Genomic DNA, 4677 nt, shown 5'->3' with positions numbered 1-4677 from the left:
AGGGTCCAGCGAATCAAGTTCAGACGCTCAGGCCCCAGTCGCAGAAAGCTAATCGAAAATTGCAGGGTGAAAATGATTGTCATCGTGATCCATACGGCCACGCCTTGATTAGGCAGAGTCCAGGCGTCGCCGAAGTAAAGGGACCCTGAACCGGTTACGAACATTTGGAGCAGGATGAATGAGATCAGATAGCCGACATAAAGAAAATATTCGAGTCGTTTTGTGGTGAGACCCAGCAGGAGGTGGTAGAGCGCCATGATTGTGAAGCAGCCAAAGAAAAACGCAAGAGCCGTGCGATCCCACGAGGCTTTCTCCAGCAGTTCGTCTTTGGTCCAAAAACTGTAAGGGAAGGTGACCGAAACGACATCGAGCCGAAAGTAGAATGTTTGGAGACCCGGTCGCGCGATGACTTCCAGGACGGGGAAACGGTATTTGAACCTCTGCTGCGATATGGGCCGGAACGAGCCGATCGATTGTCTGTCCACAATCTGCTGGGTCACGGGATCAAGAGCGAAAAAATCGAGATACTGTTGAGGGTCGGTGGCTTCGAGATAGATCCTCTGTTCGACATCGCTCGTGTTTTCAATATGAAAGCGTATCCAAAAGATGGCTTTTGAATATCCCATCGCTTGGGGAGGTTCCACGCTCAAATCGCGAAAGATTGGCGGCGTTTTCAAGAGATCGTGGATGCTGGCCTGCTTCGATTCGTCTTCCCAGACCTCAAGATAGGGATCAGCCGGCAGTGCATTCATTACACTGGACGCGTCCACTTTCAATACGGGTGCCGCCTCGCCCATGGGTGATCGGACAAGCAGGAAAAATAGAATGATGGTCGAAAGCAGGCGCACGGCGACTCCAAACGTCTGGTTCCCTTATCGGCCAGAACGTTTGAATCCAACGGGAAATCTTTGCCTAGGGCGATGGACGTCAGCCACAACCCTGACCCAAAGGAAACGCCTGCAGGTTTCGCACTGCAGGCGTCAGGATCAGACTCAGAATCCATTAACAGCGGGGATTTCCTTGGTCGTGCAATGGATGGCGCCAGCGGCCCGGATGGGATCATCTGAATTGACGAAGACGAGCTTATGATTGGGCAGGGCTTGCGCATAGACGCGACGGGCTTCCGCTGAATCATAGTTTTGATAGCTAGGGATGACAACGCTGTTATTCACGATGAGCGAGTTGGTAAAGGTATACCATACGCCACCACTCGCATAGGCCTGCACCCGATAAACCTGCCATGTGCGGCCGGGGGCGCACTCTGTGCTGCTGAAATACTGATTGGCTGTTTCCATAGCGCTGGCATAGGGCTGCGAGCTGCTTTTGGCGATCAGGACTTTACAATCATCAAGAATTTTCACGAACATATCGATATGCCCCGTGCCATCGGCGGGTTGACCTGGTCGGCTGGCGGCATAAGGGATGACATGAACTTGTTTAACGCCGAAATAGTCTTTGAGATGCTGGTCGACCTGCGACCGACTCATCTGGCTGTTCCACTCATAGGTGCGTTCGGTCATGTAGAGGTGACCTCGGCGATCCACCATAAGGTTGCCGCCATCCAAAATGATGGGTGCATCATAGCTTTCCATGCCGAGAAAATCAGCAATACGCGCGGGGACAGCATCATCGGCTTTCCGATATGCATAGTGACGGTAAACAGTATCGACGATGGCCAGCTCACCGGTTTGCTCGTTGATCGCCACAGGTCCAAAGTCCCGCGCCCAAATCGTGTTGTAAGAAATATTCAGAGATCGATAACGACTGCTGTCCAGGCCTGAAATGGAGGAAGGGCCACCGAGCACGTAAGCCTGAGCACCGGCGTCAACGACGGCACGGGCAATGCTCTGGATGAACTGGGGGTATCCTGCATAGGTCATGATCACAGCTGCCATCGGTTCATATTCTGCTGGCAGACGCAGGCCTGGTGTCGGCTTGAAGCTGGCCCGGTAGCTTGGAAACTCCCAGTCGGCTGCTGTTGCGGAACGCAATTCTTCGGGTGTTGCATAGTTGGGAAGGGGGCTCGTGACTTCAGCGCGCAAAGGGGAAGCTGCTGCTATGATGACCATCCAACTGAATAGACCGAGAAAGTTTCTCATGCTCGCAATCCTTATTCTATGGAGATTGTAACGACTGTAGCCTAGGCGAGATGCTTGCAAAAGTGGACATAAGATTGATGAGCTGGAATTTTTATCAACACGACGATTTGTCCAGGCCAATTCCCTGAAAGGTTTGGGGCGTTATGGTTCGCGGTTCGTAGTTCGGGTCACGTGTCCTGCCAAGGGTTACCTGCAAGGACTCGCGGCGGTTTCTTTTTTCGCTGGCTCTCAGCACGAGATGCTGGGAAAATTGTTGATTCCATAGGAATCGATCAGTTGGAGTGAACGCAATGGCTAGCAAAACGCCAAAGAAATCGACGAAGGGGGCAGCCAAACGGGTTGCCACAAAAGCAGCTCAACCACGTAAGACGGGAGTCAAGACGAAATCTCGGCCGAAGGCAGGCCCCAAAGCCAGGCAGGCCGAGGGTCAGGCAAAGCCGGTGAAACTCCTTTCCGGCGGCAATCCACAAATCGCCAAGGGCGAAGGTGATGCACCCGTGCAGGCCTACATTGCCGCGATGCCGGGCTGGAAGCAGGACATCGGGCGACGGCTCGACGCGATCATCGTTCGAAGCGTGCCCAACGTGCACAAGGCCGTGAAATGGAATTCGCCCTTCTATGGGATCGATGGCGAAGGCTGGTTCGTGTCGTTCCATGTCTTCACGCGATACGTGAAAGTCACCTTTTTCAGAGGGACATCGCTGCGTCCCATTCCTCCCGGCGAATCCAAGCACAAAGAAGTGCGTTACCTCGACATCCATGAGGACGAGCTGGATGAGTTGCAATTCGCAGAGTGGGTGAAGCAAGCCAGCCAACTCCCGGGAGAAAAACTTTGAGGACGTGATGCCTCACTCGACCAGGAAGCTCAAGCTTCCTGCCCAGCTCGCCAGGAATGGGTTCTGCAAAGTGATTTCTCGGGAAGAAAGTTTCATCCGTGATTCTTTTTTGAGCGCTTTATAATAAATTCACAATCATGCTCTCGTCTGTTCCCCTCCTGCACCGCCCTTACGGAGGAAAACATGAATACTGAATCCATTATCAAAAACTGCTATATCGTGCGTAAAAAGCCAGAAAAAACCAGCCTCAACGGTTGCAACCGGCGCTCTCTTATCCTGGGCGCGGCTGTGAGCCCCTTGTTTCTCCGATCCATTCAAGCTCAAGCAGAACGATTGACGTTAACACAGGACGATGTGCGGGACTATGCCCAGGAATCTGTCGCTAATATCACAGCGAGCAATGTTGGACCGATACCTGAATATGACGTCGATGAAGTCTACGGAAACATTTCGGACGTGTTCAATGATAATACCACTTACGATTCCAGAAGCGACCAGACTATCGGCAACGATTTAATCTCACATTATATTCAACAAGGACGCCAGAATTATACACCCTATGAGCAGCAATTTGCCCAATCGTGGACAGGGCCGCTCAACCTTGACTACTACCGTCGAAAATTCGCGCAGCGTGCCAATCACCTGTCTGAATGCTTCATGTGCGGGGGTTTGATTCGAAGTCAATGCGAGGGGGCCAACATCCGTTTGATCATCTTCGACCCAGGCTATGCGATTTACGAGGGTGATCGTCTTCCTGTCGAAGAAGGCTTTATTGTCATTGGAGGGGCCCGTGAACCCCTCCGCTATAATACGGATCGCTATTACTGGTATTTTGGCAACAATCAGCGACTCTTCTTTTAGTCAGATCTGCATTCACAGAGGCTTCAACCGGGCCTCTGCAATGTATTCGGCAATGCCAAGTCCTGACTGAACGCCTTCAGTCAGGTCAAACCGCCAGTGGACGCCGAGATAGATCCGGCTATCCGCATTCTCATCAATCGCTTGCGTAATGGAACTATAGGATCTTGAGATGAAGGGACGAATATTGCCATCCGATCCGCGGGTTTTGCCATTGAACTCATCCGATACAAATATAAAGGCGATATTATCCGTACCGTAGAACTGTTGAATCATGCCCATGCCCGCCGCGCCAAGGACAGCATGGCCCGAGGTATAGGCTGGGAAGTTAGGGGTAAAATTCCGATTCCGGGTATTGGAGGTCGGAGCACCTAAAGGCGACCAATCCGAGTTGCCGTTGGTTTGAGAGTTTCCATCACGATCGCCCATGCGAATGCCTCGGATAGGACGCCATAGAATATATTTGTACTTGTCTGACCAGCACTGAATGGCTGCATCGGCTATGGCCATATTTACAAGTGCCAGAAGACGAGCATTTTCGGATACTTTATTTTTCTTCTGCACGGCGATGGTACGGGCCACCTGATTGTAAAGTCTTGGAGGTGTTCCGATTCCTGGTGCACCATCGTAACCCCAGAAAATGCCGATAATGGTCTGTTCATCCGTTCGTTTGGTGGAGGTGGTCACTCCATCTCCTCCGAGTTTTTTGACTTCGTCGAAAGCCGCGGCATACTCGCGACTGCGCAGGGAGGGAGGCGGCGGAGCAGTAAAGCGTGTGGTATTGGGAATCGCAAAAGGTCTTACACTGCCCCAGGCTGGGTCCAGAAAGCCCTGCTCGGGATTCAAGGGATCGACATCGTGAGTGCCGATATTGCCGGAGGGAG

4 protein-coding genes and 1 pseudogene are annotated in these 4677 nt (G+C 52.2%); 2 read left to right on the top strand and 3 right to left on the bottom strand.

The window, feature by feature from the left end; genetic code table 11:
* Together VE954_RS14170 and VE954_RS14165 are read right to left on the bottom strand one after the other, a co-directional pair.
* Nucleotides 1-848: 7TMR-DISM family protein (locus VE954_RS14170; RefSeq protein ID WP_324953801.1), on the bottom strand; the 848-nt coding region annotated here is incomplete at its 3' end.
* Nucleotides 849-992: 144 nt separating this feature from the next.
* Nucleotides 993-2099: an agmatine deiminase family protein gene (locus VE954_RS14165; RefSeq protein WP_324953799.1), complete on the bottom strand. Its 1107-nt coding sequence runs from the start codon at nt 2097-2099 to the stop codon at nt 993-995.
* A 290-nt stretch (nt 2100-2389) separates the two neighbouring features.
* Between VE954_RS14165 and VE954_RS14160 the strand changes: the two genes are divergently transcribed.
* Together VE954_RS14160 and VE954_RS14155 are read left to right on the top strand one after the other, a co-directional pair.
* Nucleotides 2390-2935: a DUF1801 domain-containing protein gene (locus tag VE954_RS14160; RefSeq protein ID WP_324953798.1), complete on the top strand. Its 546-nt coding sequence runs from the start codon at nt 2390-2392 to the stop codon at nt 2933-2935.
* A gap of 183 nt (nt 2936-3118) precedes the next feature.
* Complete coding sequence (locus tag VE954_RS14155; RefSeq protein ID WP_324953796.1) at nt 3119-3796, top strand: hypothetical protein; 678 nt, start codon at nt 3119-3121, stop codon at nt 3794-3796.
* Between the two features lie 12 nt (nt 3797-3808).
* On the opposite strand, the pseudogene VE954_RS14150 reads toward VE954_RS14155, so the two are convergent.
* A pseudogene (locus tag VE954_RS14150) lies at nt 3809-4677 on the bottom strand (vanadium-dependent haloperoxidase); the annotation flags it as partial.

The organism is Oligoflexus sp. (genome assembly GCF_035638955.1).
Classification (GTDB): domain Bacteria; phylum Bdellovibrionota_B; class Oligoflexia; order Oligoflexales; family Oligoflexaceae; genus Oligoflexus.
Note: the sequence above shows the minus strand (reverse complement) of the source record. Positions and strands in the feature narration are given on the sequence as shown.

Coding starts and splice junctions, on each gene's coding strand:
- VE954_RS14165 (WP_324953799.1), bottom strand. CDS start 2,099: ATGAGAAACTTTCTCGGTCTATTCAGTTGGATGGTCATCATAGCAGCA.
- VE954_RS14160 (WP_324953798.1), top strand. CDS start 2,390: ATGGCTAGCAAAACGCCAAAGAAATCGACGAAGGGGGCAGCCAAACGG.
- VE954_RS14155 (WP_324953796.1), top strand. CDS start 3,119: ATGAATACTGAATCCATTATCAAAAACTGCTATATCGTGCGTAAAAAG.